This window comes from Haladaptatus salinisoli (assembly GCF_020614375.1).
GTDB classification, from domain to species: Archaea; Halobacteriota; Halobacteria; order Halobacteriales; family Haladaptataceae; genus Haladaptatus; species Haladaptatus salinisoli.
The window spans coordinates 20,073-46,261 of sequence record NZ_CP085330.1; the positions used below are offsets into that span (position 1 = coordinate 20,073).

Consider the following 26,189-nt stretch of genomic DNA (forward strand, 5'->3'; position numbering starts at 1 on the left):
ACGTCGAATGCGGATAGACGGACTACTCATCCAGGTGCTCGCAACTCTCATGCTCGTCGCCGGGCTCTCGGTCACCGGCTACGCGCTCCTCCAACCGCCGCAGGGTGACACGACGTACACGCTCTCGGTCGAGCGGGTGAACGAGAACGAACCGGGCGTGCGCTCCGCGTCGGTGGAGTACGGCGACCTCTCGCGCGAGGCTCGCGTCGCCTTCGGGCGCGCGAAGCTCGACGGTTCGTACCGGTTCCCCGAGACGCCCCCGTCGCAGTTGGACGTCAACTCGTTCGTCGTCACCGACGACGCCGTCTTCGCGCTCGAAATCACCGAGCGCGAGCACATCACCGAGCGGATGGCCACCCTGTTCGGCGGGACGATAACCGCGCTCATCGGCGTCTTCGTCTTCGTCTCGTGGCTCGACGTGGTCAGCGGATTCCGATCCCGGACGAGCTAACTTCCGGTCAACTCCGCCACGTCTTCGACCAATCGGTCCGCGTACTCCCGTCTGATTCGGAGCGCCTCCTCGCGCGGGAGCGTCCACCCGTGTTCGATGCGGTCGGATATCGGGTGGTAGCGCGTCGTATCGAACCCCATCGTGGTCAGGTAATCCTGCACGCGAAGCGACCCGAGTCCCTCGTTGATGGCCGCGGTGCTGAGCTCTCGCACCTCGGGAAACGGCGGGATTCCTATCTTCTCCGTCCGAATACCCGTCTCACCGACGACGACGTCCTTGTACTCCGTCTGCTGGAGGAGGTTCGCGACGTCGCTCACGAGGCGCAGAATCTGACTCGGGAGGGCGGTGTCCGGCGCGCGCCACTCGACCGTCGGCGACCGGTGGCGGAGGCGAACCGGCGTCAGCACCGCGTCTTCGCGCTTGAAGTACTCGGAGAACGTCCCCGTTTCGATACCGCGCTCCCGCGCGATGAGTTGGAGGACGAAGTACTGCTCGTCGATGCGCTCTTCCCACTGGTCTTCGCTCTCGGCGTAGTCCCAGAGGTCGCGGTAGCGCGCGAACGTCGAGTGCGACTCGTAGCGATACACCGCGGCGCGCGAGGAACTCGCCAGTTTGCTCCCGTCGAAGTACGGCGACGAGGAGACGAGCGCGAGCGCCGGGTCGAGCGCCGTGAGCAGGTTCAACTGCCGAACGACGTTCCCCCGGTCGAAGTGGACGTGCGTCCCCGCGCAGTTCTTCGCGTACTCCATGTCGTCCCCGTACATCCGCTCCAGCAGTCGCCCGCGTTCGCTGGTGACGGGGAGCGATTCGCGGGCGAGCGGGGTTCCGAGCGGAACCAACGATAGGTCGCGTTCGTCCGCCGCGTCGCAGACGGTTCGCAGTATCGACCCGAACTCGCGGCGGAGTTCCTCCGCGTTCGAGACGGGCGGCGTCTGCACCTCTATCAGCGGCGCGACGAACTCGGGAACGACGTGCTCGCTCACCTCGGCGAGGCCGTCCGTGTCGGTCGCTAATTCCCCCGATTCGTCGATAACCCAGTATTCCGCTTCGAGTCCGATTTTCATCTTCCCCCTCCCCGGTCGGTGACCATCGCCGCCCACCTCGTCCCCTCCCTCTCGCACTTCTCGCCCCTCGCGTACCGCTGTGCCCGGCCTTTGGAGATTCGAACGTCACCGAACGATAGGTATTGTAGGACACTCGTCTGTTAATATCTTACGCGGATTATGTCCCTTCAGAGCCCCCAGAACGAGACGATTCCCGCCACCGTCACGACCGAGAGGAGCAACTGGAGCGGCGCGCCGATTCGGAAGTAGTCGGTGAACTTGTACCCGCCCGGCCCGTAGACGAACAGGTTCGTCTGGTAGCCCACCGGCCCGAGGAACGACGTGGAGGCGGCGAACGTCACCGCGAGGACGAACGCGAAGGGGTTCGCGCCGATGTCCACCGCCGCCTCGATGGCGACCGGAATCATGAGGACGACGCTGGCGTTGTTGCTGATGACCTCGGTGACGAGGCCCGTGGCGATGTAGAACACCCAGAGCACGGCGACGACGGGGAGGAACTTCGCGCTGGCGGCGACGAGACCGCCGAGCAGTTCCGCCCCGCCGGACTGTTCGAGCGCTATGCCGAGCGGAATGACGCCCGCGAGCAGGAAGATGACGTTCCACTCCACCGAGTCGTACAGTTCGGTGGGTCGCAGCACGCCGGTCACGACCATCGTCACCACGCCGCCGAGCGCCGTCACGAGGATGGGGAAGATGTCGAGCGCGGCGAGCGCGACCACGCCGAAGACGATGGCGAGCGCCGCCGGAATCTTGTCGGTTCGGTAGTCGGGGTCGGCCACCTCGTGCGCGACGATGAAATCCCGATTCGCGGAGAGGCGGTCGATGCTGTCCGCGGACGCCTGCACGAGCAGGGTGTCGCCGACGCGGATCGTTATCCGGTCGAGGCGGTCCCGGATGAGTTCGCCGCGGCTTCGAAAGGCGAGGACGGTGGCGTCGTACCGCTCGCGGAACGTCGAACTCTCCAGCGTCTCGCCGACGAGCGTGGAACCGGACGGAACGACCACCTCGACCAGCGTCTGCTCCTCGCCGGGTTGCATCTCCGCTTCAGACGTCGGCGTTCCGACGGGCGTCAACTCGTCCAGCGTCAGGAGCGAGCGGAGGGTCGACCGGTCGGTTCGGAGTTTGAGCACGTCGCCCGCCCGGACGGTCTTCTGGCCGAGGGGGTCGAGGAACGCCTCGTCGTCGCGGACGATCTGGAGGATGTCAGCGTCGAATATCGCCCCGTCGATGGCGTCCTCGACGGTCTCGCCGACGAACGGCGAGCCCTCTTCGACCCGCACCTCGGTGAGGTAGTCTTCCATCTCGTACTCCTCGATGTAGTCCTCCTGCGGCGGCACGCGCTCCGGCAGGAGTCGATGCCCGACGAGCAGGAGATAGAAGCTCCCGGTCACGAGGACGACGAGTCCGAGGCCGGTGAACTCGAACATCGAGAAGCCGTGGAGCGAGGGGTGCTCGTCGGCGAGGCGCGCCGCCACGTTGCTGGCGAGGATGTTGGTCGAGGTGCCGATGAGCGTGAGCATCCCGCCGAGCATCGAGGCGTACGACAACGGGATGAGCAGTTTCGAGGGTGACGTTCTCCCCTCGTGCGCGAGGTCGGTGATGACGGGAACGAGAATCGCCACGACGGGGGTGTTGTTCACGAACCCGGAGGCGGGGCCGGCGACGCCGATGGTGGCGAACAACTGCTTTCGGAGGTCGGTCCCCGCGAATTCGGCCAGTCGGCTCCCCAGTAGCTGGACGACCCCGGTCTGGCTAACGCCGGAACTCAGGATGAGCATCGCCAGCACGGTGATGGTCGCCTCGTTCGAGAACCCCGAGATTCCCTCCACCGTGTCGATTCCGGTCCACGGTTCGAGCACCATCAGCGTGACCATCACCAGGATGGCCGTCACGTCCACGGGCAACAGCTCGGTCGCGAAGAGCACGAGCGCGAGCACGACCACGGCGAACACCACCACCATGTCCGTCGTCACGCCCGCCCCGGCCTGCAACATGCTCGAAAATACGGAGGTACCTCGGAAAAAGCTTTCCAGACGACCCGCGGAAAAACGTTTTTGTAAGTTACAAGTGACGAAAACAACGGATTTGAAAAATATTTCGAGCGCTTTCGCATATCATCGAACACCGCTCTCCTTCAACCCGCGGTGAGCGTCGTCGCCGCTATCTTCGTCGGCGCGAACGTCGGCGGCTCTTCCCGGGAGTCGCTGTCGGTGCGCGCGTCGCCTTCGCGCTCGGCGCGGTCGCACTCCCGTAGGTCCGTCGTCCCCGCTCTTCGCCGCTCGTCCGGTCACTCGACCAGTCGCTCCATCGTCTCCCTCTCCCCCGGCGAGAGACCGTAGGCTCGATAGACGAGCCGGTCGATGGCGGCGTCCGTTCGCGCCAGTTTCTCGTCCAGCTCCGCGGCGCGACGGCGGGCGTCGAGGAACTCCGCCGCGCCGTCGGGCGTCGGCACGCGGAGCGATTCGAGTCGGTCGCGGAGCGAGATGGTCTTCGTCGCCCGGTCGGGGAACGCGTCGCCTTCGACCGCCGACGGGACGTACCACCTGAGCAGGTCGCGCCACGCCGCGTCGCCGTCGAACGTCAGCGCGGGAATCGGCTCGGTTTCGACGAATCCCCACGAATCGACGCCTTCGCTTCCTTCCTCTCCGCTCCCTCTTCCCTCCTCACCCCCTCCCGTCTCCCTCGCGTCCTCGCCGGGTCGATACCGCGCCGTGGCCGCGAAGACGAGTTTCCCGCCGCGTTCCTCGACCGACACCGAACCGAGTCGGAGACCGTCCCGCGCGCTCGTCGTCTCGGCCAGTATCGAGTCGCCGAGCGGTTCGGCGACCTCGCCGAACCGGGGTCCGTCCGCTTCCGGAAGTCGAACGTCGACGCCGTCCCGTTCGCGTCGGAGTTCGCCCATTCGGTTCGCGAGCGCGGCCAGCGCGTCGCGCTCGTCCGCTCCCGCAGGGACGGGCAACCGCTCAGCGAACATCGGTTTGAACCGGAGGTACCCCCCGCTGACGTGCGTGCCGCCGTACACCTGTCTGAACCAGCAGGCCGCCGCGGTCGAGTTGACGACCGCGAGGAGGTATCGAAGCGGGAGGTCGGAGCAGGGGCGCGGGCGAACGCTGTAAAGCGTGTTGAGGGCGTAGAAGCCGTCCGCGTCGTACGTCGCCGCCGGACGGTCGCTGATGTCCCGCAGCAGTAACTTCTCGCACTCGAAGACCCCTCGGTCGCGCAGGCCGCCGTACTCGTCCTCGCCGATGAGCGACGGATCGAACCGTACCCACTCGCCGTCCCACTCCAGCCCGTAGCGCGAGACGTCGCCGCCGCAGACGAGCTTCTCGCGGTCCGGCCCGGGGTCGTCCACGACGAGCTTCTCCCGCACGTTCCCGGTGTGGATTCCCTCGGTCAGCGAGACGTGTTCCCCGAGGTCGTCGTGCTCGCGCAGGAGTCGCTCGGCGACCGGGACGAAGGCGGGGTCGATGCCGACCGGAATCACCCTGTCGCCGAGTTCGTCCACGAACGACCGGGAGAGCGTCGTCTCCGTCGCTCTTCGGATCCCACCCGGCGAGTCGGCCTGCCGGACCCGAATCGTCTCGGTCGGCCCCGCGTCCGTCTCGACGGTGACGACGAGCGGGTAGACGCTGGCGTCCGCGAACACCGACGCCGCCGACACGTCGAGCAGTTCCACCAATCGGTGACGGTCGAGGAGGCGGTTCCGGAGCGTCCGCCCGTACCGCGCCGTGGTCCACTTGTTCGGAACGACGCACGCCACCCTGTCGCCGAGTTCCGCCATGCGCTCCAGAAACGGCACGTAGAGGTCGAACGACCCCGTCGCCGAGTCGTACCGCTCTTTGAGGTCGGATTTCGTCTCCGCCGGGATGTGTCGGCTCCGAACGTAGGGCGGGTTGCCCACGACCGCGTCGAATCGTCCCCCTCGGAGCACTTCCGGATCGTCGCCGGCGAGCGCGTCGCCGACCCGGAGGTTGTCGGCCGGCCAGACGCCCGTTTCCAGCCACACCGCCGACCGGGCGAGTTCGACCGCCAGCGGGTCCACGTCCACGCCGAAGACGCGGTTCTCGGCGACGTACCTCCGCGCCCGCTCCGCCGGTTCGTCGCGCGACTCCGCGAGGCGGTCGATGGCGCGGACGAGGAAGTGACCGCTCCCCATCGCGGGGTCGAGCACCCGGGCGTCCTCCGTCCCGTCGAGCGCCCGCGAGACGGCGTACTCGACCACGTCCTCCGGCGTGTAGTACGCGCCGACCGCCGCCCGGCGCGCCGGCGCGTCGACGAGCCGAACCCCGTCGTCGGTTACGGTCGGTTCGCGGTCGAGCAGGCGTTCGTACGCCCCGCCGACGTGACGGGTCGAGAGCGATTCCCAATCGACGTCGGCCGCCAGCGACGAGAGCCGCGCCTCCGTCGCCGGCGACAGCGATTCGAGTCGCTCCCGCTCCGCTTCGAGCTCCGGACCGGCGGCGAACGGCGGTTCGCTCCGCCCTCGCGCCGCCGCGAACGCCGCGACGAGAGCGCGAAACGTCCCGACCAGCGCGGCGTCGAACGCCCGTTCGATTTCGTCGTCCGGGTTCTCCGCGTCGAGTAACTCGTCCGTGACCAGTTCGAGGGCTCGCCGGACGACACCGTCCGGAATCTCCGACTCGCGTCCGTCGCCGCCGCGGAGCGCGTCCATTGGTTCCGAATCACTCCGTTGTCGGATAACTCTACTCCGCGTACAGCGAGTAGGCGATGGCGGCGAAGCCGATGACGGTGAGCGCGCTCTCGATGACGAGCACGAGGTCGCGGTTCACGGTGAACACCTGATCCGCGAGCCCCGCGAGAATCGCGCCGAGGGTGACGACGCCGAACCCCACCGCCAGGGACCGGAGCGCGGGCGACCCGGTTCGGCGGTACGCCTTGAACGCGAAGTACGTTATCACGCCGCCGAGGACGAGCGTGAGCGTCTTCAGGGCGATGACGAGTGGCGTGACGTTCATGTTTCCTTTCGCACCTCCTCCCACAGTCGTTCGAGGCGTTCGTCGGTCGTCCGCGGCGGTCGCTCTATCGTCACGTCGAACTCGCGGTCGTCCGTCAGCGCGATGTTCACGGACTCGACCGCGATTCGATACCGCGACGTGTGGTGCCCGTCTTCGCGGATTTCCGTCAGCTCCGTGACGAGCGAGGCGTCGCTCAGCGTGTCGAGCTTCCGGTAGAGCGTCGAAAGCGGGATGTCGGTCGAATCGGCGAGTTCGCGTGCTGTCATCGGGTTGTCTAGTTCCATGATAATTCGTCGGCAGGCGGGGTCATCGAGGGCGTCGAGTATATCCTGCAGTTCGGGCGCTTCGTCTGCCAAGTCCCGCACCATTCGGCCCCACCTTTCTCGGCTCGACACATAATTGGTTCGACTACTGCGAGCGTTCTCGTCCCCCGAGGATCACCGAAAAATCGCCCGAGGGAGCGGGAAACTACCCCACCATTTCCGCTGTTCACCGACGAAATCCGAGGAGTCGGTAATCGCGGTCGGGCGTGTACCCGCGGAAGAGCATGCTGTTCGCCAGCACGCTCACGCTGGAGAACGCCATCGCGCCCGCCGCGAGCGCGGGTTGCAGGAGGCCGAGCGAGGCCAGCGGAATCATCGCCGTGTTGTAGCCGAGCGCCCAGAAGAGGTTCTGTTTTATCTTCGAGAGCGTCCCCGCCGAGATGCGGACGGCTTTCAGCACGTCGCGCGGGTCGTCGCGCATGAGCGTCACGTCCGCCGCCTCGATGGCCACGTCGGTCCCGCTTCCGATGGCGGTTCCGACGAAGGCCGCGGCGAGCGCCGGGGCGTCGTTCACGCCGTCGCCGACCATCATCGCCCGCTTTCCGTCCGACTGCACCTCTTCGACCGCGGTCGCCTTCTCGTCCGGGAGCACTTCCGCGCTGACGCGGTCGCGGTCGATACCGACCCGTTCGGCCACGGCGCGGGCGGTCCGCTCGTTATCGCCCGTGAGCATGCGCACGTCCAGTCCGCGCGCTCGGAGGTCGGCGACGGCCTCTTTCGCGCCGGCTTTCACCTCGTCGGCGTCGGCGACCACGCCCGCCAGTCGTCCGTCGACCGCGACCAGCATCGCCGTCTTCCCCTCGCGTTCGAGTCGTTCCATCGCGCCCTCCGCGGGCGTCGGGTCGATTCCCTCGTCGCGCAGGAGTTTTCGATTGCCGACGAGGACGGTTCCGCGACTCGTCTCCGCCCGGACGCCGTGCCCGGGGACGTTCTCGAACGAGGTCGGCTCCTCGACCTCGACGCCGCGCTCCCTCGCACCCTCGACGACGGCTTCCGCGAGGGGGTGTTCGCTCCCGCGCTCCGCGCTGGCCGCCGCGGAGAGGACGAACTCTTCGGTCACTTCGGGGCGCGAACCGCTCTCGACCGCCTCGACGCCGCCGTCGGCCGCGGGTTCGACGGCGACCACGTCGGTCAGGCGCATCTCGCCCTCGGTGAGCGTCCCCGTCTTGTCGAAGACGACGGTGTCCACGTCCTTCACTCGCTCCAGCACGTCGCCGCCCTTGAACAGGACGCCGGTGCGAGCGCCGATGGCCGTGCCCACCATCGTCGCGGTCGGCGTTGCGAGGCCCAGCGCGCAGGGGCAGGCGATGAGCACCGCGCTGGCGAAGACGACGACCGCGAACTCGAACCGCGAGACGGCTCCGCCCGCCGCCTCGGGGCCGCCCGCGACCGGACTCCAGAGGGGGAGGGCGTTCGCGAGTCCGGCGAGCGTCTCGGGGAAGAGGTACCAGACGAGGCCCCAGAACAGCGCGTTGGCGATAACCGCCGGAACGAAGTAGGCGCTGATTCGGTCGGCGAGGTTCTGAATCTCGGGTTGGCGGGACTGGGCCTCCTTCACCGTCCGGACGATCTGCTGGAGGGCGGTCTCCTCGCCGACCCTCGTCGCCCGAACCGTGAGCGCGCCGTTCTCGTTGATGGTCGCGCCGATGACCTCGTCGCCTTCGCGCTTTTCGACGGGGACGGACTCCCCGGTGACCATCGACTCGTCCACCGCGCTCTCGCCGTCCTCGACGACGCCGTCGGTCGGAACCTTTTCGCCGGGGCGGACGCGGAGCAGGTCGCCTTCTTCGACCTCGTCCAGCGGGATTTCGCGCTCGTTTCCGTCCGAAATCACCGTCGCGGTGTCGGCTTCCAGTTCGAGCAGTTCGCGGAGGGCGTCGCTCGCCCTGCCTTTCGACCGGGCTTCGAGCCAGTTACCCATCGTGATGAACACGAGGATGAGCACCGCGCTGTCGAAGTAGGTTCCGCCGGGGACGAGATTCAGCAGGACGGCGACGCTGTAGAGGTACGCCGTGGTCGAACCGAGCGCGATGAGCACGTCCATGTTCGCCGTCCCGTTCCGCACGAGCGCCGTGTAGGAGTTCTCGTAGAACTCCCTGCCCAGCGCGACTTGCACGGGCGTCGCCAGCAGGAACTGCACGAGTCGGATATCGACGCCGAACAGCGTCTCGCCCAGAAAGTCGGGGAAAAAGAGGTGTTCGAACATGAAAAAGACCAGCGGAAGCGCGAGCACCGTCCCGAACAGCGTCAGGCGGAACTGCTTCCGAATCTCCGCGTCGCGCGCCGCTCGTCGGGCGTCTCCGTCCTCGTCCTCGGCGTCGTCCTCCCGGACGGACGCGTAACCCGCCGACTCGACGGCGTCGTAGAAGTCCGCGACGCTCGCTTCGGCGGGGTTGTACTCGACGCTCGCCTCGTCGGTGGCGAAGTTCGCGTCGGCGTGCAGGACCCCGGGAACCGCTTCGAGCGCCGCTTCGACCGACTCCGAGCAGTTCGCACAGGACATGTCCGATACGCCGACGGTCGTTCTCGCGCGAACCGGTTCGTATCCCGCGTCCTCGATGGCCGCGTAGACGTCCGCCAACGAAACCTCGTCGGGGTCGTACTCGACGGTTCCCTCGTCGGTGGCGAAGTTGACGGTCGCTTCCCGCACGCCGTCGAGCGATTCGAGCGCCTCCCCGACCGTTCCGGAGCAGTTCGCACAGCTCATGCCGCGGATTTCGAGTTGCGTTTTTTCCGTCACGGTCATCTCCTTGTCACTACCTACGGGGTTCTTATTCATGCACCTTGTCCTTTAGAAACCTCGAATAGCGATGCCAGAAACCTCCGATTCGTTCGGGCGAAGCGCCGAAATACATCACCGAAAAAACCGAAACCGGGTGTTCGCCTCGCTTCATCGGCAGTACACCGTCGTATCCGCGACGTTTTACGTAGAAACGAAGATAGCTTTCGGCGATACGTCGCGCCCTCCTCGCGTTCGCGCTCGCCCGCTCCGTCGTCACCGCCTGACGCACCTCTTTTTCGACGGCATGGGGTCGACTCCCGGTCCCGAAACCACCCGCTTCTCGGGCGACCTCGCTCCCGGGCTGTCGGCGGAAGGGATCACCGACCGCGCCGCCGGCGGCGACGCGTGGGGACCGGTTCACCGCTGCCGATTCGAGGCGACCGGCGTCGGGAACGGGAGTCGAGTACGTCGAACGGAGACGCTCGAAGCGACGAGCGTCGGCGCGACGCGGGTGACGCGGCCGCCGTGGTACGCGGAGGCGACGAAGAACACCTCGAAGCGGTGACTCACCGCTGCCCGGTCGGTGTTCGGTCCGCCATCGTCGCGGAACGCGCCTCTCGAACCGCCCGTCCGCCGAGCGCCGCCAGCAGTACCCCGACTATCGCGTCGCCCCAGAGGGGAAGCGGCCCGGCGCTCGCGACGACGAAGGGTCGCGTCGTCTGCCAGAGACCGAGCAGTCCGAGGAAACCGCCCGCCGCGATGCTCATCGACCGCCCGCGCCACGCGGAGACCGCCCCGGCGAGCGCGAGGAGCAACACCGCGACGCCGACGAGCATATCGTTCCAGAAGTTCTCGGCGAGCATCGCCTCGTAGACGACGAACGGTGCGACCAGCAACCAGATGCCGAGCGGTGCGCCCGCCACGACGGCCCTGTTCTTCCGCATTGCGTACCCTCCGAACGACGCTCCCGACGATAAGTCGAACGGCTACCGGATCAAATTAACTTTCATTAGTACAAGTACGGGTGATTTATCCGTCCGAGAGTCGTAGCGACGACCGATGCGAGACACCGCGACTCTATCGGATTCGTACACCGTCGTGAGCGAGATTCTGATGCCGAACGACGCCAACAACCTCGGACGGGCGCTCGGCGGGTCGATACTCCACTGGATGGACATCTGCGCCGCCATCGCTTCCCGTCGATTCGCCCGACGGCAGGTCGTCACCGCGTCGATGGACCACGTCGATTTCCTCGGTCCCATCGACCTCGGCGACATCGTCGTCGTCGAGGGGTACGTGTTCGAGACCGGGCGGACGAGCATGGACGTGTTGGTCGACGTTCGCGCGGAGCGACCGAGCGAAAACGAGGTGCAGGCCACCGCGACGTCGTTTTTCACCATGGTCGCGCTGGACGACGACGAACGTCCGACGACCGTTCCCGACGTCGCCTGTCCGACCGAGGACCAGGCGACGCTCCGCGACGACGCGCTTCGACAGCGTCGCGAGCGCCGGGAGTCGCTCGAAACCGCCCCTTAAGACCAGTCGAGCGACCCGGCGTCCCGGTACTCGGCGACGTTCGTCTCGAAGAAGTTCTTCTCCCTGTTCAAGTCGGTCGCCTCCGACATCCACGAGAACGGATTTTCGGTTCCGTACCGCGCGTCCATGTCGAGTTGGCGCAGTCTGCGGTCGGCGACGTACTCGACGTACTCCGCGAACTGCTCCGCGCTCATCCCGACGATTCCCTCGGGACAGGCCTCGCGGGCGTAGATCTTCTCCAGTTCGACGGCTCGCTTCACGAGCCGGTCAATCTCCGCCTCGAACTCGTCCGTCCAGACGTCGGGATTCTCTCGTCGAATCTCATGGATGAGGTCGACGCCGAACGCGAGGTGGAGCGACTCGTCGCGCATGATGTACTCGAACTGCTCGCCGACGCCGACCATCTTCCCCCGTCGTTTCAGGCCGAGCATCATGGCGAACCCCGCGTAGAAGAAGATTCCCTCCATGATGACGTAGAAGCCCACGAGGTCGCGGACGAGCGCCCGCACGTCTTCGGTCGTCTCGACGCTGAAATCGTCGCGGTCGACGGCCCGCGTCAGCTCGACGACGAACTCGTCCTTCTCGGCGATGGAAGGGATGCGGTCGTACATCCCGTACAGGTACTCGGGGTCGAACCCGAGCGAGTCGCAGCAGTAGATGAACGTGTCCGTGTGAATCGCCTCCTCGTACGCCTGTCGGAGCAGGTACTGGCGGCACTCCGGCGCGGTGACGTACTCGTAGAGGGCGAGCACGAGGTTGTTCGCGGTCAGCGACTCGGCGGTCGAGAAGAATCCGAGGTTCCACTCGACCAGCCGTCTTTCCTCGTCGCTCAGTTCGTCGCCGCTCCACTGCCGCACGTCGTCGCCCATCGGAATCTCCTCCGGGGTCCAGTTGTTGGCGACGCCCGCGCGGTAGTACTCCCGCGCCCAGTCGTAGTCGATCGGCAGTATCTTGTTCGGGTCGTGTTGGTTGTCGATGTCGAGTATCGTCATCGTTACTGGCAGGCATCGCAGGTCGGGTCTTCGACGCTCGGTAGGTCGTCCGACGCGTCGTTCGTTTCCGTCTCGTCGCTCGCTCGGCTTTCGTCGCCGGTTCGCGTCCCGTCGGTTCGGGTCTGCGTCTTCCCGTACTCGGCCGTGTCGACGGTGGATTTCTCTATCTGGCTCGCGCCGAGCGTCCGCAGGTAGTACGTCGTCTTCAGCCCGTGCTCCCACGCGAACTGGTACACGTCGTCGAGCAACTGCCCGTCGGTCGAGGGGAAGAAGACGTTGTGCGACTGGCTCTGGTCTATCCAGCAGGCTCGCCGCGCGGTCAGCCGAATCTGGTGACGCGGGTCGATTTCGAACGCGCCGCGGTGCAGTTCGCGGAGGTCGGACGGGATGGACTCTATCTCCCCTATCGAGCCGTCGTGGTACTTGATGCGGTCTACCATCTCCGCGTCCCACAGGTCGCGTTCCTTCAGGTCGTCGACGAGGTGCTCGTTGACGACGGTGAAATCCCCCGTGACGTTGGATTTCACGTACAGGTTGGAGTACATCGGTTCGATGGAGGGGGTCGTCCCCGCGATGGTCGAGATGGTCGCGGTCGGTGCGACGGCCATCGTGTTGGAGTTGCGCATCCCGTGGTCGGCGACGTGTTCGCGGACGCGCTCCCAGTCGAGGCGCTCCTCGAACTCGACCGGAATCTCGCGTCCCCGCTCCTCGGCGAGCAGTTCGACGGTGTCCTGCGGCAGGAGGCCGCGACTCCACTTCGACCCCTCGTAGCTCTCGTAAGTGCCCCGCTCTCGCGCCAATCGGGAGGAGTTCAGGACGGCGTGGTACGACACGAACTCCTGCGTTTCGCCCGCGAACTCGACGGCGAGCTCCGACCGCATCGGAATCCCCCGCTCCAACAACGCGTCGTGGAATCCCATCACGCCCAGACCGACGGGTCGGTGGCGCGCGTTCGACCGCTCGGAGTCCTCGGTCGGGTAGTAGTTCAGGTCGACGACGTTGTCGAGCATCCGCATCGCGGTTTCGACGGTGTCGGCCAACCGCTCGCGCCGGAGTCCGTCCTCGTCCACGTGCCGGGCGAGGTTCACGGACCCGAGGTTGCAGACCGCCGTCTCGTCCGTGCTCGTGTTGAGCGTGATTTCGGTGCAGAGGTTCGAAGAGCGGACGACGCCGGCGTGGTCTTGCGGCGACCGGACGTTGCAGGCGTCCTTGAAGGTTATCCACGGGTGTCCGGTCTCGAACAGGCGCGTCAGCATCGTCCGCCAGAGCTCCCGCGCCTCGACCTCCTCGTACTGCCGAAGCTCACCCCGCTCGGCCGCCCGTTCGTATGCTTCGTACCGCTCCTCGAAATCGGTCCCGTAGGCGTCGTGCAGGTCGGGAACCTCGTCCGGCGAGAAGAGCGTCCAGGTCCCGCCCTCCCGGACGCGCTTCACGAACAGGTCGGGAACCCACGCCGCCGTGTTCATGTCGTGGGTGCGGCGGCGCTCGTCGCCCGTGTTCCGTTTCAAGTCGAGAAACGCCGGGAAGTCGAGGTGCCACGGTTCGAGGTACGCGCAGGCCGCCCCCCTCCGCTTACCGGAGCGGTTGATGGCCGCGGTCACGTCGTTGCTTATCTTCAGGAACGGGACGATACCGCTCGACTCGACGCCCGTCGATTCGATGCGCGAACCGGACGCCCGGAGGTTCGTCCAGTCGGTTCCGATGCCGCCCGACCACTTCGACAGGCGGGCGTGGTCGCCGTATCGCTCGAAGATGTGGTCCAGGTCGTCGGCAACAGTCGTGACGTAGCAGGACGATAGCTGCGGTTGTGTCGTCCCCGCGTGGAACAGCGTCGGCGTCGAGGGAACGAACCGAAGCCTCGACATCGCCTCGTAGAACTCTTCCGCGCGCTCCCGTCGCTCGCTCGCCTCCTCCCGGAGGGCGAGCCCCATCGCCACCCGCATCCAGAACGCCTGCGGCAGTTCGACGGGCGCGTCGTCGATTCTGAGGAAGTATCGCTGCGAGAGCGTCTCCATCGCCATGTAGGAGAGCAGGTCGTCCCGCTCCGGTCGGAGCGCGTCGGCGAGTCCGTCGAGGTCGTACGAGAGCAGGCGCTCGTCCAACAGGTCCGCGTCGACGCCTCGGCGGACGTTCTCGACGAACGCCTCCCGGTACGCCCGTTCGTCGTCGCGCGAACCGACGACCCTGCGCCGATACCCCCGCCGAAACGCGTTCGCCGCGACGTCGTCGTACGCCGGGTCGCGCTCGATGCGCGCGCTCGCCGCCTTCGCCACGGCGTCGTACTTCTCCTCGCGGGTCGCGCCGTCGTACAGTTCCCGCTCTACTTCGCGGACGAGTTCCTCGACGGCCTCGTCCGCGACCGATTCGACCCCCGTTCGCGCCCGTTCCACTATCGAGCGAATTCCCTCGCTCGTCGTCGTGCTGTGACTCATTGGCTCCACCCTGCCCTGTCCGACGACGGAGGTATAAAGCTTTCCAACTAGACTTTCACTTTCTAAAGTCTAGTTGATTAACGTCGCGTCAGTTCGTCTCGTGTATCTTCTCGCCGCGGTTCAGTCGCTCGGCGATGACGTAGGTCTGTTCGGCCTCCCGGCGCGTCGGGAAGTGGGCGGCCATGTAGCGAGCCAGCGCGACGAGCGCCAGTTCCCGCTCGCGCTCGTCCTCGCGCAGGTCGAACTGGGCGAACGACGCTTCGAGGTTCTGGAGCGTGTGGAAACCGGCGTCCTCGCGGAGGAGTGCCCGGCCGAGCGTCCGCTTCAAGTCGGCGGGGTCGCCGCCCGCCGCGAAGTGCTCCGCGACGAGCCTCGCGGCGTCGTTCACGCCACCCTCCTCGTCGAACGTTTCGAGCAGCGTTTCGCGGAGGTCGGCGGGGTCGGCGTCCGACGACTCGACGTTCGGCAGTGGCGCGGGCGGCGTGTTCAGGAAGCGGTCGAGGTAGACGCTCATCGCGCCCGTCAGGACGCCGCGGTACAGCGCGGTCGAGCTCGCCCGCCTCGCGGCCCGCTGCACGGCGTTGTTGTAGGTGAAGGTGTGGTGGACGGTGTTCCAGTCGCTGAACTCGTTGGCCGTGCCGAACCGCGCGATTCGAACCACGGACGCGAAAGCGACGCTGTCGGCGAGTTGCTCGCAGGTCGCGCCGCCCCGAATCGCGTCCGTCAGCGCGTCGAGGCTGGCGTGCGGGTCGTCGGAGAGCAGGGTGTCCGCGAAGTCGTCGGGCTCTTCCCACGTCTCGTTCGCGCCCGCTTCGACCAGCGCCGGGAGGTCGTCGAAGACGTCGAACAGGAGGTCCGCGAGGTCGATGGGCTGGGTCCACGACGAGAGCTCTTCGCTCCGCCGAGCGTCGGTCAGCCGCGGGATGACGCTCGGCAGGACGGTCGAGGCGTGCTCCCAGCCGACGTGGTCCAGCAGTTCGAGGCTCTTGTTGACGAAATCGAAGCTGTGGCCCGCGTCGAGGTAGAGGTGGTCGGTCGCGGCGGCGTAGAGCATCTCGGCGACCCGCTCCGGTTCGAGCGTCGCGATGGCTGTTTGAAGGCAGCGTTCCGCGCCGTCGTCGTCGCGCACCTCGGCGCAGTCGCGGAACCACCGTCGGAGGCGCTCCGCGGGCACCTCCCGCGTCTCGAAGGAGGGCTGGTCGAAGTGCGGCGCTTCGCCCTGGCAGTCGGAGGCGACGTGGCGAAGCCCCGTGAACAGCGCCCGCGGGCGGTCAGCTTCCCGGAGGTCGGGGAGCACGTTCGCCATGCAGGAGTGGATGGTCAGCCCCGAACTCCAGCCCTGCTCGCGGTAGCGCGTTCCGAACTCCGCTCCGATTCGCAGGGGTTCGGACGCCGGTACGTCCTCGTTCGACAGGCCGATGACCGACTTGGCGACCACGAGGCGGAGGTTCTCCTCGAGGCCGGTTTCGAGCCGTCCCTTCCAGCGCTCTTCCGGCGGTCCGTCCGGTTCCGGGTGGAGGTCCACGTACACGCCGCCGTCGCGCTCCTCGACGGGGTACGCCTGCACGTCGTCGGCCCACGGGTCGAACGTGTCGCCGCACGAGAGTTCGAACCGGGCGTGGTGCCAGTGGCAGGTGAGAATACCGTCGTCGAGGCTACCGTCGCTCAACGGGAACCCCATGTGCGGGCATCTCAAATCGGTCACGTACGGTTTCCCCTCGTGCCAAAATGCGCCCAGAGAACGGCCGTCAACGTTGATTGCCATCTTCTCCTTTTCTTTCAGTTCTTCAATGTCAACTGCTTTTACGAAGTTATCGTTCGTCTCCGAACTCATGTTAATCACTACCATATGGGAAAGTGTAAATGTTCGCTCAAACGAATTCCTGTAAGAATACTGTGGTGATGCAAAAAAGCGTCCGTGATTCGGAAGGTGAGGAAAACTCACGGCCGTATGTCTCCCGTTCGTTGTGGTCGAACCGAAGAAAATAGCTCGTCCGGCATCGGTGAAACTCTCGGCAACTGACGGGGATTCGCGCCGAATAGAGAGGATGCATTCACGAGACGCTCAAAAAATATGGGATTTCGTCACCTCCGCCACGGACCGGCTGACGCCCACCAGCGAGGTGAGAGCGTCGTCCGCAGTGAGCGTACAGCGAGCCTCGAACGGATCGGTCGAGTCGTCGGAAACTGTTTTCCATATCGGTGGCGTGTTGCAGACGGGGTAACTATGACCACCGAAGAAAGCGAACGTCTGGCTCGGCGCATGCAGGAGGATGTTTGGAACGAGGGAGATCTGGACGCGATCGACGAGCTCCTGGCCGAAGACTTCGTCCAGCATTCCCCGTGGGAGGCGTCGGAACTGCACGGTCGGGGGGAGTTCAAACGACAGGTCGAGGAGTTCCACTCGGCGTTTCCCGACCTGGAGGGCACCGTGGACGAGGTGATCGCGGACGGTGACCGGGTCGCTAATCGGTTCACGATGCGTGCGACCCACGAGGGCGAGTTCATGGGCGTCGAACCGACGGGCGAGACCGTGGAACTCCAAGGGACGATCTTCGCTCGCGTCGAGGACGGGAAGATTGCTGAACGGTGGGTCGTCGACGACGTCTACGGTTTCCTAAAACAGCTTGGCAAAATCTCCGAGGGGTAGTCGTGCGTCCCCGATATAGCGGCTGTACCAGCGAGAATCGGGATACCCAGCGAGCCCATCTTCCGGGAGTGGTTCCCGGTACCTGTCTCTGATTTGTTCGTGGACTTCCTTTACCGCCCACGCTCGCCGTGAACGTTCGCTCGCTACACGTTACCAAACCCTTCCCTAAATCGGATTGCGTTACCTGTATGTTAGTTAGCGACGCCCTCTTGGAGTCGCTCGTACCGGTCGGCGAACTGCGACCGACACGACGGGCAACAGAAGTGGTACAGTTCGCCCTCGATGCGGGTGGACTCGCCCTCGCTCGTGACGGTGTTGCCGCACTCGACGCAGTCGGGCACGAACTCGATGGTCCCCGGTTGCGGGTTCCACTCGTCGTCCACGAGCAACTGCACGTCGTATTCGAGGACGGCGTCCTCCCCGATGGCGTCCGAGAGGAGCGTCTCGACCGCCCGTTCGCGGAGGTTCGTCTTGCAGACGAGGTGCGCGTCGGCGGTGACGAAGACGTGCTCGACGCCCTCGAACGACGCCAGCGACTCCTTGACCTCGTCGACGCGACCCGGCTTGGCGTTGACGGTGACGAGGAGCGAGAGACCGTCGGTGAGGATGTCGTGGTCGAGGTCGACCGTGAAGCGGCGGATGACCCCCAGTTCCTGCAGGCGCTCGACGCGGTCCGACACCGTCGGCGGCGAGAGTCCGACCGTCTCGGCGATTTCGTTGTACGGGCGGCGCGCGTCCTCCACGAGCAACCGAATTATCTCCCGGTCGGTGTCGTCGATTTGTCTCATTGCGCTTCGATTGAAGTGGGGTGATAAAACAGCTTTCGATATTTCGCTCCCCCCGTCGGTACAACCACTGTCTACTGTGTTCGAACACAAATTCCGCTCAGTAAATAAATGAATTATCCGACCGACGCGCGGCGAGGGAGGATTTCGCGACGAACTCGAAACGGAGAAAAAGGGCGAACGAGAACGTTCTAGCATGGTAACGACGATATCGGTCGATGGAATGAGCTGCGGTGGCTGCGAAGAGAACGTCGTCGACGCGCTCGAAGGCGTTTCGGGCGTCTCCGAGGCGAGCGCCGACCACGAAGCCGGAACCGCGACGGTCGAAGGTGACGCGAACGCCGACGAACTCGCCGCCGCCGTCGAGGACGCCGGCTACTCGGCTTCTCCCTGAAGCGTTGGTCCTTCCTCGCGCGCCTCCCTCCCTCGGTCGAGGAGCGCGCCGACGTTCACCGTCTCGCCGGTCGCTACGGACTCGTACGCCGCTTCCGTGAGCGCCGTCACCTGCAGCCCGAACCGCCCGGACACCGCAGGTTCCCGCTCGCCCTCGACCGCTTGCACGAACGCGACGAGTTTCCGCCGAGTGAGTTGGCGAAATCCGGTGGTCGATTCGTCCGCTCGGACGCGCGTCGTTCCGTCCGCGTCGACGACGGTCATCTCGCCGTCGTGGTAGTCGATGCGCCCGTCCGTCCCCCAGATGACGATTCCCTCGTGCGGGTCGTGCGCCGACCCGTCGCCGGTCACGCCGATGCTCGCGGTAATTGTCCGCCCGTCGCGTTCGAGCGTGGCGGCTAACGCGGAGTTGACGTCGACGTCGTGCCCCCGGTTGTCGGTCACCGCGGCGACGGACGCGGGGCGCGCGTCGGTCGTCCAGAGAAGCGCGTCGAGCAGGTGCGACCCGGAGTCGTACAACTGACCGCCGCCCGACAGGGAGGGGTCCGTTCGCCACGTTCCCTCCTGAATCGATATCCACTCCTGTCCGAGATAGCAGTTGACCGAGTGAACGTCGCCGATACGACCGCTCTCGACCGTCTCCTTCAGTTCGCGAAAGAGGGGGTGGAAGTGTCGCTGGTAGCCGACCTGGAGAACGCGGTCGAGTTTGCTTGCCGTCTCCACGAGGTCGACGGCGTTCTCGACGCCCGTCGCCATCGGCTTCTCGACGAAAACGTCGACTCCGGCGCGGAGGCAGTCCATCGCCTGCCGGTAGTGGAGCGTGTGCGGCGTGACGATGCTGACCCCGTCCAGTTCGTCCCCGTGCGCTTCGAGCATCGCTTCGTGCTCCGCGTACGCCGGCGCTCCGTGCGTCGATTCGAACGCTTCGCGCGACGCCGCCGAAACGTCCGCCCCTGCGACGATTTCCACGCCGTCGATGTCCGCGAGGATTTCGAGTTCGATGCTTCCGAGACCGCCGAGGCCGATAGCCCCCAGTCGCGTGCCCATACTCGTCCGCAGTATCTCGCGGTGATAAATGAATCGGATTCTGTGAACGACGGTCTCCGCCGACGAACCCCGTTTACGGACGAAATCGCCTCATCTGTCGAGGATACGTTTGTCGGCTTATCAGTCCTTCCTTTACACCTGATGACGTGTTTCGAATCGCCCAGAATACCTATTGAACGCCGCGTCGCCTAATTGATAGAAGGGTGATAAAATGGCCGATGTAGCAGTAATCCACATGGATATGATGGCGAAAGGAGGTGGAGAAGCGGTGGCGATGAACGTCCTCGAAGCGTTACAGGCCGACCACGACGTGACGCTACTGACGCTGACGACGCCCGACTTCGAGGAGCTCAACGACTACTTCAACACGGACGTCGACTCGGTTTCGGTGCGGAAGGCCGGTCACCTCGCGCCGTTCGTACACGAGACGTACGGATTGAAGTACTACGTCCTCCAGAACGCGCTTCTCAGTCGATACGCTCGGCGTCACGCGGACGAGTACGACCTGCTCGTCAGCACCATCAACGAACTCGGCCTCGAAACGGACTCCGTCCAGTACATCCACTTCCCGTTCGACTGGACGGTCAGCCTCGACAACCGCGAGCACATCTTCCACCCCACGGTAGAGGACGACTCGTTCTACGAGAAGCTCTGTACCCGAATCGCGGGCGTCAAACGGGAGGACATTCGGGCGAACACCCTCCTGGCGAACTCCCGCTGGACGGCGTCGGTCGTCGAGGACGCCTACGGGACGAAGCCCCGAGTGGTGCACCCGCCCATCGACACGAGCGAGTTCGAACCCCGCCCGTGGGAGGAGCGCGAAGACGGGTTCGTCACCCTCGGACGCATCGAGCGGAGCAAGCGCATCGCGGAGATGATCGAGATAATCGACGACCTCCGAGAGCGCGGTCACGACACCCACTTCCACGTCATCGGTCCGACGGTCGACGAGGAGTACCGAGAGGAGGTGGCGGCGATGGCGCGAGACCGTCCGTACGTCGAACTGGAGGGCGAGATTCCGCGGTCAGAACTGGTCGAACGAGTCTGCAACCACAAGTACGGCATCCACGGCAAGCGGTTCGAGCACTTCGGGATGGCCGTCGCGGAACTCGCCGCCGCCGGCGCGATTCCGTTCGTTCCGAACGACGGCGGACAGCACGCCATCGTGGACGACCGGGAGGAACTGCTCTACGAGTCGCCGTCCGACGCCGTCGAGAAGATGGACGGCGTGCTCTCGGACCCGTCGCTCCAGCGAGACCTGCGAACCCGCCCCGACGAGATACGCCGTCGGTTCGGACGAGAACGCTTCCGCGACGAGATTCGCGCCGTCGTGACCGACGCGCTCAAGGGGTCGGACGGCCGCCGCTCCGGCGTGCGGGTCGAACTACCGGACGACGTGGCCGAGAGCACCGATTAACGCCACCGCGAGTACACCGCCTCCAACGAGTCGACCGTCACCTCCCACGAGTAGTTCTCCTCGGCGTAGGTCCGGCAGGCGCGGGACGCCGACCGACGAGCCTCCGTCGATAGCTCCGCCCACGCCATCATCCGCCGCGCCAACGCCTCGGGAGCCGCCGCCTCCGCGAGCACCGGCTCCGGAACCCCGGCGTTCGATTCGAGACCGGAGAGCAACTCGACCGTCCCGCCGACCGGCGTCGCCACCGCCGGAGTTCCGCTGGCAAGTGCTTCGAGCGTCGCCAGCCCGAATCCCTCCAACTCCGTCGTCGGCAGGACGAACAGGTCCGCGGCGGCGTACGCGCTCGGCAGCGCCTCGTCCGGAACGTATCCGAGAAACGTCGTCTCGTCGGCGACGCCGAGTTCCGCCGCCGTCCGCTCCAGTTCGTCCCGGAGCGGCCCGTCCCCGGCGATGTACAGTCTGGCGTCGGGGCGGTCCGCGACGACGCGCGAGAACGCTTCGAGCAGCAGGTCGTGGCCCATCCGCGGACTGAGCCGACGCACGGTGAGAAACGACGGCGCTCCCGTCAACCGCTCGAACTCGCCCGAATCGGGCCGGAACGTCTCGACGTCGACGCCGCCCGGCACGACCTCCGATCGGGCGGCCTCGCCGTACGTCTCGCGCATTCGGTCGCGCATGAACCCGCTCAGTGTGACGACGCCCCTCGTCCGGTCGAGTACGAACCGCTCGACGGCGGTTCGAACCTTCGCGTTCAGTTCCCGACGCGCCGTCGATTCGTCGGCCTCCCGCGTCCGGATTCGGTACTCGGTCGGCCACGGACTGTGGAACGTGGCGGTTCGCGGAACCTCGTCGTCGGCGCAGAGATGCACCAACAGCGACGTGACCGGCCCCTGAAAGCTGAGCAGGTCGAACGGTTCCTTCTCGCTCGCCTCCCGGACGAACTCGTCGACGCGCCCGAGCGCCGCCGGAACCTGCGGGAGAATCTCGTCCGCCCGCCGGTCGGCGATCTCGATGTCGTACCGATACACGTCGATCCCCTCGACCGATTCGCGGCGCGGAACGTCGCCCCGCCGTCGGGTGACGACCGACGCGCGGTGGCCGCGCTCGACGAACCGTCTCGCGGTCTCGTAGACGTAGCGCCCGGTGCCTCCGGAACCGGGGTCCGGATAAAAGTCGTGGGCTCCGACGAGTACGTGCATGGTCGTCGTTCTACGTCCGCGCTCTAATGCACACCGGCCATTGCTTAGTTGACCCACCCCGCCGAATAGCAACAGGGGACTACAATGGTGGAATATGATTTCAACGACAAGGTAGCGTTCGTGACCGGCGCGGCCCGCGGACAGGGACGTTCGCACGCGCTCCATTACGCGAAACACGGGGCCGACGTGGTGGCCACGGACATCTGCGAGACGAACGAACGGTCGGGCTACGAGATGGGCGACAAGACCGAGTTGGACGAGACGGTCGAACTGGCCCGCGAGGAGGGGGCCGACGTCGTCGGCGTCCAACTCGACGTCTCGAAGGAGGGCGACGTGAAACGCGGCGTGGAGCGCGCCGTCGAGGAGTTCGGCAAGATAGACATCCTCGCCAACAACGCGGGCGTCGCGCCCGCCGCCGGACTGCTGGAGATGGACGAGGAGACGTGGGACTACGCGCTCGACGTGAACCTCAAAGGGATGTGGCTCTGCGCCAAGCACGTCGGACTCCACATGGCCGAACGAGGCGAGGGCGGACGCATCGTCAACACGTCCTCCACGGCGGGACTCGTCGCCTCGCCGGGACTCGGCCACTACACCGCCGCCAAACACGGCGTACTCGGGCTGACGAAGACGCTCGCCATCGAACTCGCGCCCCACGACGTGACGGTCAACGCCGTCTGTCCGACCGCGGTGGACACGGCGATGGTCGGCGGCATCATCGAGAACATCGACGACGACCTCGCCGAACTCGCGGAGCAGTCCGGTCCCGACAACGTGCTCGGGGATATCGTGCAACCGGAGGACGTGAGCGCGGCGTTCATGTGGCTCTCCAGCGACGAGGCGCGCTACGTGACGGGAATCGCGCTCCCGGTCGCGGCCGGGGCGACGGCGCTCTGAACGCGTCGAGCGACCCCCGAATCGGAACCCGTTCCGTGCCGGAAGGCGAACCTACTAAGCGGTCGCCGACCGACTCTCCACATGGACGACACGTACGTCGATAAGGGATTGGAGAACGTCGTCGCGGCCGAGACGCGGCTCTCGTCCATCGACGGAGAGGCCGGGGAACTCGTCATCGGCGGCTTCCCGCTCGCCGAACTCGCCGCGAACGCGACGTTCGAGGAGACCGTCTTTCTGCTGTGGAACGACCGCCTGCCGACGGCGGACGAACTCGACGACCTCCGGGACGACCTGCGGGAGCACCGCGCGATTTCCGACGAGACGCGGAACCTGCTCCGCGAAGCCGCCGACCGAGGGCAATCGGCGATGGACGCCCTCCGGATGGGCGCGGCGAGCGCCACCCTCGCCCGAACCGACGGCGAGAGCCCGGAGCGGGACGCCCTCGTCGCCGTCGCGCAACTCCCGACCGCGGCCGCCACCTACTGGCGGTACCGAACGGGAGAGGAACCGCTCGACCCGCGTTCGGACCTCGGCCACGCCGCGAACTACCTCTACATGCTCACCGGCGAGGAACCGAGCGACGCGGCGACCAGAGGGTTGGAAACGTACCTCAACACGGTCGTCGACCACGGCCTGAACGCCTCGACGTTCGCCGCTCGCGCCATCGTCTCGACCGAATCCGACGTCGTCTCCGCGGTCACCGGAGCGGTCGGTTCGCTGAAGGGGCCGCTCCACGGCGGCGCTCCCGGCCCGGTGTTGGACATGTTGTTCGACGTCCGCGACACGGGCGACCCCGAGGGGTACGTCGAGGAGACCCTCGACGCCGGGGAGCGACTGATGGGTTTCGGCCACCGCGTCTACCGGGTGCGCGACCCCCGCGCGGAGGTGCTGTCGGCCGCCGCCGAGCGGTTCTACGCGGACGACGGCGACGAGGCGTTCTTCGAATTCGCGCGGGAGTTCGAGGAAACCGCCGTGGACGTGCTGGCTGAGCGCAGACCCGATCTCACCCTGCAAACGAACGTCGAGTTCTACACCGCCGTCCTCCTGAACGGTATCGGCGTGCCCCGCGACCTCTTCACGCCCACCTTCGGCGTCGCCCGCGTCGGCGGCTGGACGGCCCACTGCCTCGAACAGCTCGAGGACAACCGAATCGTCCGCCCCCGCGCCCGGTACGTCGGGGAGACCGGTCGGACGTGGACGCCCGTCGAGAACCGGTAGCGCGGCGAGCCGATCGAACCGCGACCGCCGAACCGTTCGGTCAGTATGGGTGGGTGTCGGGCCCCTCGGGGAACGTGTACGCCGACAGCCACGGCGGCGGTTCGCGGTCTTTCGCCCACCGGAACAGGTCGCGCTTCTCGTTCGCGTAGTAGAGCCGGTACGCGTCGACGTAGTCGTCCGCTTTCCACTCGCCCGTGGCCTGCGGCGGGTCGCCGGGGTCGCCCGGCCAGTCGAGCCCCGCGATCCGGTCCCCATCGAGTCGGCGGACGGTCGCCCACGAACCGTGGAACTCGTCCTCCGTGTGGTCCCATCGATACCGCCACTCGTCGTGGGCGCGGGCCGTGTACTCGCGGAGGTACTCCCAGTTTTCGAGCGCCCGCGCGGCCCACCGCGTCAGCGGATGGTCGGGATGGGTGAAATAGAGGTCCTCGCCCTCGTATCCGCGAAGCTGCGCCGCCGTCGTCAGCACCATCGAGCACTCGAAGACGCTGCTCGTGACGTGGCGGTCGACGAGCCACCGAGTCGCCCGTTCGAGGTCCCTGTCCAGCCAGAACGCGTTGACCACGGCGGAAACTACGTCCCCGCTCGAATTATGTCCACCGGCCGGTTCGACGGAACGTCGGCGTTCCCGGATTCCCGCGGTCCTCGTAGCCGAGCGAGCGAAGCGCGTACAGCAGGTCGGTGCGGGCGTACGACTCGCGGGCGGTGACCGGCCTGCCGTCCTCGGTGAACTCGGCGGTTCGCTCGGCGACGTCGTCGAGTTCGACCGTCGGTTCGTCCTCCAACGCCAGCTCGACGGCGGCGTCCGGGCCGCCGAGGGCGTACCGTTCGACCTTCGACTCGACCCTGCTCCGGAGGTCGCGGAGCGTCCGGCGACCGCAGCGCTCCGGGCTGCGAATCTCCTTCGCGTGCTCGACCAGCCCCCGGTTCGCCGCGATCGCCTCGTCCCAGTCCTCCACGGCGCGCGCGGCGAGCGATTCGAGGGCGTCCGCGTCGGCGACGAGCGGGTGTCCTTCCGGAACGCAGTCGTATATCCACGGCTCGTCGCGCAGGAGGAGCACCTGTCCGCTGGCGGCCTGCTCGAACGGCGTCCGGGCCATCGTCTCGTACTCGCTGGCGCAGACCGCGATATCGCCCTTTTCGAGCGCCCACTCGTACGTCTCGCGGGACGCCTCGGAATGGGCGTCCACCCACTCGCGGCGGCGGTACTCGTCCGGAATCGACTCCATGCTCGTCATCAGCGTCCGAACGCCGAACTCGCGGTACAGCGTCTCCGCCACCGCCAACACCTCGTCGGCGTGTTTCTTCGACCACAGCGACCCCGCGACGTGGAGCCACTCCGGTTCGTCGCCGTACCGCTCCTCGAACCTGTCGAACTCGACGGGGCTGCCGCTCTCTATCGCCCCGTCGAGCGCGGACTCGACCACGTCCCGCCGGAGGTACTCGCTCGCATGCTCTCGAAACGCCGCCGCGTCTATCCCCGCCGTGAACCAGATGCCGTCCGCGAACGCGGTTCCGCAGAGCTCCATCCGCATCTGATAGGCGTCGCGGTATCGACAGTACCGGTACTTGAACGGCACCTGGAGGTCGTGCACGTTCGCCACCACGTCGAACGGTCGAACCTGCGCGGCCCAGTGGTCGGTGTGGTCGAGCAACCACTTCTTGAGCGTGAACCGTCCGGTTCGAAGCTGGTCTACGACCACGTCCACGTACGCCCCCTGCTCGTGGACGGCCGCTTCCAGCGCCGTCAACTGGTCCTCCGTGTAGCCGTTCTCGGTGAACATCGACCCGCGCGGGTTGTCGGCCATGAACGGTTCCGCCTCGACGAGCGTCACCCGCTCGCGGTCGGCCAACACGTCGCCCTCGTCGTAGTTCGCTCGCTCGCGCGGCGGCAGCAGCCAGTAGACGTGCATCGTCTCGTCGCGGCGTAGCCACTGTTCGACCCACGAAACGGCGTCGTTGAGCGTTCCGCTGCTGCTCGCGTCCTCCGGCCGGTACACCTCCGGAACGATGAGTACGCGCATCTCGCTGTCCTCGCGTGACGGTTTCGTACCACGGACTGGGGCTTGAATCTGCGGGCCTTCGAA

The 26,189-nt window shown here is 66.3% G+C and carries 23 protein-coding genes; 8 read left to right on the plus strand and 15 right to left on the minus strand.

Annotated features, from left to right (window positions below):
• Window positions 1-7 precede the first annotated feature (7 nt).
• Window positions 8-451 (plus strand): DUF7979 domain-containing protein, encoded by a 444-nt coding sequence (locus LIX00_RS20585; protein WP_227356911.1) that lies wholly within the window; start codon window positions 8-10, stop codon window positions 449-451.
• Here the strand turns inward: LIX00_RS20585 and LIX00_RS20590 are convergent.
• The 6 genes from LIX00_RS20590 to LIX00_RS20615 form a co-directional block, all read right to left on the minus strand.
• Window positions 448-1,572 carry a glutamate-cysteine ligase family protein gene (locus LIX00_RS20590; RefSeq protein ID WP_227356912.1) on the minus strand — a complete coding sequence of 375 codons (1,125 nt, stop codon included), beginning with the start codon at window positions 1,570-1,572 and terminating at the stop codon, window positions 448-450. The genes LIX00_RS20585 and LIX00_RS20590 overlap by 4 nt on opposite strands.
• Window positions 1,573-1,682: 110 nt before the next feature.
• Complete coding sequence (locus LIX00_RS20595; protein ID WP_227356913.1) at window positions 1,683-3,509, minus strand: SLC13 family permease; 1,827 nt, start codon at window positions 3,507-3,509, stop codon at window positions 1,683-1,685.
• A 293-nt stretch (window positions 3,510-3,802) separates the two neighbouring features.
• Window positions 3,803-6,187 carry an Eco57I restriction-modification methylase domain-containing protein gene (locus tag LIX00_RS20600; protein WP_227356914.1) on the minus strand — a complete coding sequence of 795 codons (2,385 nt, stop codon included), beginning with the start codon at window positions 6,185-6,187 and terminating at the stop codon, window positions 3,803-3,805.
• Between the two features lie 31 nt (window positions 6,188-6,218).
• Window positions 6,219-6,491 (minus strand): DUF7521 family protein, encoded by a 273-nt coding sequence (locus tag LIX00_RS20605; RefSeq protein WP_227356915.1) that lies wholly within the window; start codon window positions 6,489-6,491, stop codon window positions 6,219-6,221.
• A complete protein-coding gene (locus LIX00_RS20610; RefSeq protein ID WP_227356916.1) occupies window positions 6,488-6,859 on the minus strand; it encodes a transcriptional regulator in 372 nt (123 codons plus the stop codon). Before LIX00_RS20610 ends, LIX00_RS20605 begins: the two co-directional genes overlap by 4 nt.
• Window positions 6,860-6,980: 121 nt before the next feature.
• The gene (locus tag LIX00_RS20615) at window positions 6,981-9,560 is read right to left on the minus strand and encodes a heavy metal translocating P-type ATPase (protein WP_438267112.1); all 2,580 of its coding nucleotides are present in this window, start codon (window positions 9,558-9,560) and stop codon (window positions 6,981-6,983) included.
• A gap of 280 nt (window positions 9,561-9,840) precedes the next feature.
• On the opposite strand from LIX00_RS20615, the gene LIX00_RS20620 reads away from it, so the two are divergent.
• A complete protein-coding gene (locus LIX00_RS20620) occupies window positions 9,841-10,101 on the plus strand; it encodes a hypothetical protein (RefSeq protein WP_227356917.1) in 261 nt (86 codons plus the stop codon).
• Between the two features lies 1 nt (window position 10,102).
• Here LIX00_RS20620 and LIX00_RS20625 read toward each other — a convergent pair whose 3' ends face one another.
• On the minus strand, window positions 10,103-10,480 hold the full coding sequence (locus LIX00_RS20625) for an SPW repeat domain-containing protein (RefSeq protein WP_227356918.1): 378 nt from the start codon (window positions 10,478-10,480) through the stop codon (window positions 10,103-10,105).
• 115 nt (window positions 10,481-10,595) lie between these two features.
• On the opposite strand from LIX00_RS20625, the gene LIX00_RS20630 reads away from it, so the two are divergent.
• Window positions 10,596-11,072, plus strand: a complete 477-nt coding sequence (locus tag LIX00_RS20630) for an acyl-CoA thioesterase (protein ID WP_227356919.1) — start codon at window positions 10,596-10,598, stop codon at window positions 11,070-11,072.
• On the opposite strand, the gene LIX00_RS20635 is transcribed toward LIX00_RS20630, so the two are convergent.
• The 3 genes from LIX00_RS20635 to LIX00_RS20645 all read right to left on the minus strand — a co-directional run bounded on the left by LIX00_RS20635 (window position 11,069) and on the right by LIX00_RS20645 (window position 16,330).
• Window positions 11,069-12,064 (minus strand): ribonucleotide-diphosphate reductase subunit beta, encoded by a 996-nt coding sequence (locus LIX00_RS20635; protein WP_227356920.1) that lies wholly within the window; start codon window positions 12,062-12,064, stop codon window positions 11,069-11,071. The genes LIX00_RS20630 and LIX00_RS20635 overlap by 4 nt on opposite strands.
• A gap of 2 nt (window positions 12,065-12,066) precedes the next feature.
• The gene (locus LIX00_RS20640; protein ID WP_227356921.1) at window positions 12,067-14,496 is read right to left on the minus strand and encodes a ribonucleoside-diphosphate reductase subunit alpha; all 2,430 of its coding nucleotides are present in this window, start codon (window positions 14,494-14,496) and stop codon (window positions 12,067-12,069) included.
• 88 nt (window positions 14,497-14,584) lie between these two features.
• On the minus strand, window positions 14,585-16,330 hold the full coding sequence (locus LIX00_RS20645) for a Rieske (2Fe-2S) protein (RefSeq protein ID WP_227356922.1): 1,746 nt from the start codon (window positions 16,328-16,330) through the stop codon (window positions 14,585-14,587).
• A gap of 393 nt (window positions 16,331-16,723) precedes the next feature.
• On the opposite strand from LIX00_RS20645, the gene LIX00_RS20650 reads away from it, so the two are divergent.
• The gene (locus tag LIX00_RS20650) at window positions 16,724-17,146 is read left to right on the plus strand and encodes an ester cyclase (protein ID WP_227356923.1); all 423 of its coding nucleotides are present in this window, start codon (window positions 16,724-16,726) and stop codon (window positions 17,144-17,146) included.
• Window positions 17,147-17,337: 191 nt separating this feature from the next.
• Here the strand turns inward: LIX00_RS20650 and LIX00_RS20655 are convergent, their stop codons facing one another.
• Entirely contained in the window at window positions 17,338-17,934 is a 597-nt protein-coding gene (locus LIX00_RS20655) for an AsnC family transcriptional regulator (RefSeq protein WP_227356924.1), read from the minus strand.
• A 193-nt stretch (window positions 17,935-18,127) separates the two neighbouring features.
• On the opposite strand from LIX00_RS20655, the gene LIX00_RS20660 reads away from it, so the two are divergent.
• Window positions 18,128-18,325 carry a heavy-metal-associated domain-containing protein gene (locus LIX00_RS20660; protein WP_227356925.1) on the plus strand — a complete coding sequence of 66 codons (198 nt, stop codon included), beginning with the start codon at window positions 18,128-18,130 and terminating at the stop codon, window positions 18,323-18,325.
• On the opposite strand, the gene LIX00_RS20665 is transcribed toward LIX00_RS20660, so the two are convergent.
• The gene (locus tag LIX00_RS20665; RefSeq protein ID WP_227356926.1) at window positions 18,307-19,371 is read right to left on the minus strand and encodes a Gfo/Idh/MocA family protein; all 1,065 of its coding nucleotides are present in this window, start codon (window positions 19,369-19,371) and stop codon (window positions 18,307-18,309) included. The two genes, LIX00_RS20660 and LIX00_RS20665, sit on opposite strands and share 19 nt — an antisense overlap.
• A gap of 211 nt (window positions 19,372-19,582) precedes the next feature.
• On the opposite strand from LIX00_RS20665, the gene LIX00_RS20670 reads away from it, so the two are divergent.
• Window positions 19,583-20,788, plus strand: a complete 1,206-nt coding sequence (locus LIX00_RS20670) for a glycosyltransferase family 4 protein (protein WP_227356927.1) — start codon at window positions 19,583-19,585, stop codon at window positions 20,786-20,788.
• Here LIX00_RS20670 and LIX00_RS20675 read toward each other — a convergent pair.
• Window positions 20,785-21,987, minus strand: a complete 1,203-nt coding sequence (locus tag LIX00_RS20675) for a glycosyltransferase family 4 protein (protein ID WP_227356928.1) — start codon at window positions 21,985-21,987, stop codon at window positions 20,785-20,787. The two genes, LIX00_RS20670 and LIX00_RS20675, sit on opposite strands and share 4 nt — an antisense overlap.
• Before the next feature lie 84 nt (window positions 21,988-22,071).
• Here LIX00_RS20675 and LIX00_RS20680 point away from each other — a divergent pair, with 84 nt between their 5' ends.
• Window positions 22,072-22,884 carry a mycofactocin-coupled SDR family oxidoreductase gene (locus tag LIX00_RS20680; RefSeq protein ID WP_227356929.1) on the plus strand — a complete coding sequence of 271 codons (813 nt, stop codon included), beginning with the start codon at window positions 22,072-22,074 and terminating at the stop codon, window positions 22,882-22,884.
• A gap of 81 nt (window positions 22,885-22,965) precedes the next feature.
• Window positions 22,966-24,102 (plus strand): citrate synthase, encoded by a 1,137-nt coding sequence (locus LIX00_RS20685; RefSeq protein ID WP_227356930.1) that lies wholly within the window; start codon window positions 22,966-22,968, stop codon window positions 24,100-24,102.
• Window positions 24,103-24,142: 40 nt separating this feature from the next.
• Here LIX00_RS20685 and LIX00_RS20690 read toward each other — a convergent pair whose 3' ends face one another.
• Together LIX00_RS20690 and LIX00_RS20695 are read right to left on the minus strand one after the other, a co-directional pair.
• Entirely contained in the window at window positions 24,143-24,667 is a 525-nt protein-coding gene (locus LIX00_RS20690; protein WP_227356931.1) for a hypothetical protein, read from the minus strand.
• Window positions 24,668-24,692: 25 nt separating this feature from the next.
• Window positions 24,693-26,126, minus strand: a complete 1,434-nt coding sequence (locus LIX00_RS20695; protein WP_227356932.1) for a hypothetical protein — start codon at window positions 26,124-26,126, stop codon at window positions 24,693-24,695.
• Window positions 26,127-26,189 lie beyond the last annotated feature (63 nt).

Bases quoted from the DNA above. Each gene is read 5' to 3' on its own strand.
- LIX00_RS20615 (WP_438267112.1), bottom strand. From the start codon at position 9,560: ATGACCGTGACGGAAAAAACGCAACTCGAAATCCGCGGCATGAGCTGT.
- LIX00_RS20610 (WP_227356916.1), bottom strand. From the start codon at position 6,859: ATGGTGCGGGACTTGGCAGACGAAGCGCCCGAACTGCAGGATATACTC.
- LIX00_RS20585 (WP_227356911.1), top strand. From the start codon at position 8: ATGCGGATAGACGGACTACTCATCCAGGTGCTCGCAACTCTCATGCTC.
- LIX00_RS20675 (WP_227356928.1), bottom strand. From the start codon at position 21,987: ATGCACGTACTCGTCGGAGCCCACGACTTTTATCCGGACCCCGGTTCC.
- LIX00_RS20695 (WP_227356932.1), bottom strand. From the start codon at position 26,126: ATGCGCGTACTCATCGTTCCGGAGGTGTACCGGCCGGAGGACGCGAGC.
- LIX00_RS20640 (WP_227356921.1), bottom strand. From the start codon at position 14,496: ATGAGTCACAGCACGACGACGAGCGAGGGAATTCGCTCGATAGTGGAA.
- LIX00_RS20645 (WP_227356922.1), bottom strand. From the start codon at position 16,330: ATGAGTTCGGAGACGAACGATAACTTCGTAAAAGCAGTTGACATTGAA.
- LIX00_RS20625 (WP_227356918.1), bottom strand. From the start codon at position 10,480: ATGCGGAAGAACAGGGCCGTCGTGGCGGGCGCACCGCTCGGCATCTGG.
- LIX00_RS20630 (WP_227356919.1), top strand. From the start codon at position 10,596: ATGCGAGACACCGCGACTCTATCGGATTCGTACACCGTCGTGAGCGAG.
- LIX00_RS20620 (WP_227356917.1), top strand. From the start codon at position 9,841: ATGGGGTCGACTCCCGGTCCCGAAACCACCCGCTTCTCGGGCGACCTC.
- LIX00_RS20655 (WP_227356924.1), bottom strand. From the start codon at position 17,934: ATGAGACAAATCGACGACACCGACCGGGAGATAATTCGGTTGCTCGTG.
- LIX00_RS20670 (WP_227356927.1), top strand. From the start codon at position 19,583: ATGGCCGATGTAGCAGTAATCCACATGGATATGATGGCGAAAGGAGGT.
- LIX00_RS20595 (WP_227356913.1), bottom strand. From the start codon at position 3,509: ATGTTGCAGGCCGGGGCGGGCGTGACGACGGACATGGTGGTGGTGTTC.
- LIX00_RS20660 (WP_227356925.1), top strand. From the start codon at position 18,128: ATGGTAACGACGATATCGGTCGATGGAATGAGCTGCGGTGGCTGCGAA.
- LIX00_RS20685 (WP_227356930.1), top strand. From the start codon at position 22,966: ATGGACGACACGTACGTCGATAAGGGATTGGAGAACGTCGTCGCGGCC.
- LIX00_RS20600 (WP_227356914.1), bottom strand. From the start codon at position 6,187: ATGGACGCGCTCCGCGGCGGCGACGGACGCGAGTCGGAGATTCCGGAC.
- LIX00_RS20650 (WP_227356923.1), top strand. From the start codon at position 16,724: ATGACCACCGAAGAAAGCGAACGTCTGGCTCGGCGCATGCAGGAGGAT.
- LIX00_RS20605 (WP_227356915.1), bottom strand. From the start codon at position 6,491: ATGAACGTCACGCCACTCGTCATCGCCCTGAAGACGCTCACGCTCGTC.
- LIX00_RS20635 (WP_227356920.1), bottom strand. From the start codon at position 12,064: ATGACGATACTCGACATCGACAACCAACACGACCCGAACAAGATACTG.
- LIX00_RS20665 (WP_227356926.1), bottom strand. From the start codon at position 19,371: ATGGGCACGCGACTGGGGGCTATCGGCCTCGGCGGTCTCGGAAGCATC.
- LIX00_RS20680 (WP_227356929.1), top strand. From the start codon at position 22,072: ATGGTGGAATATGATTTCAACGACAAGGTAGCGTTCGTGACCGGCGCG.